This is a genomic window from Aeromonas finlandensis (genome assembly GCF_000764645.1).
GTDB lineage: Bacteria > Pseudomonadota > Gammaproteobacteria > Enterobacterales > Aeromonadaceae > Aeromonas > Aeromonas finlandensis.
The window spans coordinates 1-2,827 of the sequence record NZ_JRGK01000131.1; the positions used below are offsets into that span (position 1 = coordinate 1).

General features: G+C 45.7%; 2 protein-coding genes. One reads left to right on the forward strand and one right to left on the reverse strand.

Going from position 1 to position 2,827, the window contains the following annotated elements; translation table 11 throughout:
- Positions 1–36 precede the first annotated feature (36 nt).
- Positions 37–2,055 carry a TIGR03768 family metallophosphoesterase gene (locus LD28_RS0111240; protein ID WP_033137059.1) on the reverse strand — a complete coding sequence of 673 codons (2,019 nt, stop codon included), beginning with the start codon at positions 2,053–2,055 and terminating at the stop codon, positions 37–39.
- Positions 2,056–2,372: 317 nt separating this feature from the next.
- Here LD28_RS0111240 and LD28_RS22300 point away from each other — a divergent pair.
- A partial coding sequence (locus LD28_RS22300; protein WP_193354303.1) for a DHH family phosphoesterase occupies positions 2,373–2,827 on the forward strand: 455 nt, incomplete at its 3' end.

Here is a 2,827-nt window from a genome sequence, read left to right on the forward strand (position 1 = left end):
CGTGTATGAGGCGACTTATTGATCGTCGGAAGAGCATTATGGGAGTGGAAAGCGTGTTTTTAGTTCGGTGATCATCTGTGGGCTCAGTTGTTTAAACAGTTCTGCATTGTAAGAGGCATTGTAAGGAACCGGCGGTTGGCTATTGCCGAGATCTACAAATTGAATGGATGGATCTAGCACCTTTAATGCAGGAGGTGATGATTGATCACCGGTTTGTGGTCGGGTTGGGTCCATGGTCGGGATGGTGACCCCTTTGAAGGTTGCATAGTTTTGTACATTGAGCGTGAGATCGGTATTTATGATCTGCTGTGTGGCTATAGCATAATTACGCGATGTTGCTGCTGGCGTTCCCGCAGCAACAGAGGGATCAACGTTTACAGTCACGATAGAGATGGTGTAATCGCTGTTCAGAAATATATCAAAGGTTCTAAATTGCTGGGGGAAGTCCCGTAATGATGATGTCTCCACCTGCCAGAATCCACGCTCTGGTTCGGTTGAAATAGGAGACTTGAACGCTTTCACTGTATTGAAATGACGATGTCCCGCTACCCACAAGAGTAAATTGGGCGTGTTTTGCAGTTTAGTGACCAGTGTTGCAAGATCGACGGCATTCTGATATTCGGGTGCAATATTTTCTTGCGTTGGCCACCACCACTCCATTTCTGAACCGATCCCTGCTACGCCAAGTGGAATATGTGAGGCGATGATCATTAGCTGGTTGTTGTTTTGACCCTTGTCGAGTTCGGCTTGCAGCCAAGCCCAGCGTTTTTGATCCAGATAGCCATGGCCATGTATGTCGGTTGACCCATCATGTTCTGACTGAGTGTTGTCCAATACGATGACTTTGAGTGGCACCCTGTCGCTTGGTTCGAAGGTGTAGCAAGCAAAGCCTTCATCCCAGGCCGGGTCTGTGGTATCGACCAGATTGAATCCATGCCCCTTCGGCCAGGTTTTTTTCGTGTTGAAAAATTCATTGATCCATTCAGTTCTCAGCAGTGAGCGGCGGTCTGGATCCGCGGCCACTTTGGGGGCTCCATCTGCGAAGGCACTATCGGTCGTACTGCCCGCGCCGGTAATGACCCCTGTCATAGTGTTGCCGCTCAGGTATCCAGGGTAGTAGTCGGGGGTCATGCTGAACGTTGTCATATCAAATAAGGTGGGGAAATTATCGATGTTTGGCACTAATGGATTACCAATGGCCCAAACCGAGTCAGCTATATAGGATTTGCGAAAACCAAGGCTGGGAATGGCATCGACAGGAAATGAACCCAGGAAAAAGTGGTCGTGGTTACCCAGCACCTGATACCAGGGGATCTCGGTATCCAACCCTGCCGCTTGGAAGGGTTTTTGGTAGTCGATGGATTCGTTACCTTGGTGTTTTCCGGAGCTTGGGGCGATCTTCTGCCCATCCAGGACGTCAATATACCAACGTAATTCATTATATGAGGTGCTATTACAGGTATCCCCCAATGAAAGAGCGAAGTCAAAGGGGTGTGTCTTGTGTAAGACATTTGCTGTTTGTATCGCCGCATCGAGCACATGTGTGGTATATGGCATCACAGGTGAATAAATCGAGGTGTTGGGATAGGCAAATGGTTCTGACTGTTGAAAGTAAATGAGCTGATTGGGTGCTTCTTTATCCGTGATATGTATGTCACTGATAGTAAAAAAACGGATAAGTTGTCTGTTTCTTTCCGGTGTGGAATTGGTATAGGCGGCGGGCATGATATCATTACGTAGTACTAACGGTAATGGTGCACCATAACTCCATGAACCATATCCATATTTTTCGTAGAGTTCTGTGTGTGACAGCTCATTGGGCTTTAATCCCGCCTTGATTAATGGAAATGAAATCATCCTTTGCAGTGTGGTTTGTACATCTGGATTGATTGCATATTTTTGCAATGTTGTACTGTTATTGCCATTACATCCGAAAGTAAATGAGCCTAATGATGCCGAACCTAGCGTCCAAGCAGAATACTTAAGAAAATCTCGCCTTGATAGTGGGCATGATTCTTGGTTGAAAGGATGTTTTTCCAAGTCACTGTTGTCCATAACCAGTCCTTCTTTAAGAATTAATTAACACTATATAAAACACATGCTACATCATAGTCTGAAGTGATAAAGTTTGTGTGCAAGTTAAGTTAAATTGCATCAATATAACTGGTGTCTATGTTTAAGATATGGTTGTACGTGAAGAGTGGTATTGTTTTTATATGTTTTAACTTGGCATAAAAATATGTTTTTTCAGTTTTATGCCAAGTTATACCGTTTCTGACCAAGAAAAATAATATATTTGCCTGCTTTGGCGTTCTTGAGCGTCACTTTGAATAGTTAAATTTAAATAAGGTGCATTTTAAAAGGATGAAACCATGCTCATTCAACGTCATATTTTTGCATGTCTGGTGGGGTTGCCCATGTACGTCTGGGCTGGCACTGCGCAGGTGGCAGAGCCGTTACTCGTCATCGGACATATGAATCCTGATACTGACTCAATCTGTTCTGCAATTGCGGTGGCACATCTCAAGACAGTTCAAGGTATCGCAGCGCAAGCTGTCGCGCAGGGACCAGCGAATGCCGAAACGCGCTATGTTCTGGATTCATTCCATTTGCCACAACTACCAATAGTGACTCACGTCACTGGTCGAAAGGTCTTTTTGGTTGATCACTCGGATTACACGCAAGCACCGGCAGATTTGAAATCGGCTGAGTTGGTCGGATTTAGCGATCATCACAAGTTGGGCGGATTGACCTCCGACCGCCCTGTCGAAGTTTGGGCTGCCCCTTTCGGTGCATGCGGTACAGTAGTGACCCGGATGTATGATGC

Excerpts from the sequence above, each read along its gene's own strand:
- LD28_RS0111240 (WP_033137059.1), bottom strand. The coding sequence starts at position 2,055 with ATGGACAACAGTGACTTGGAAAAACATCCTTTCAACCAAGAATCATGC.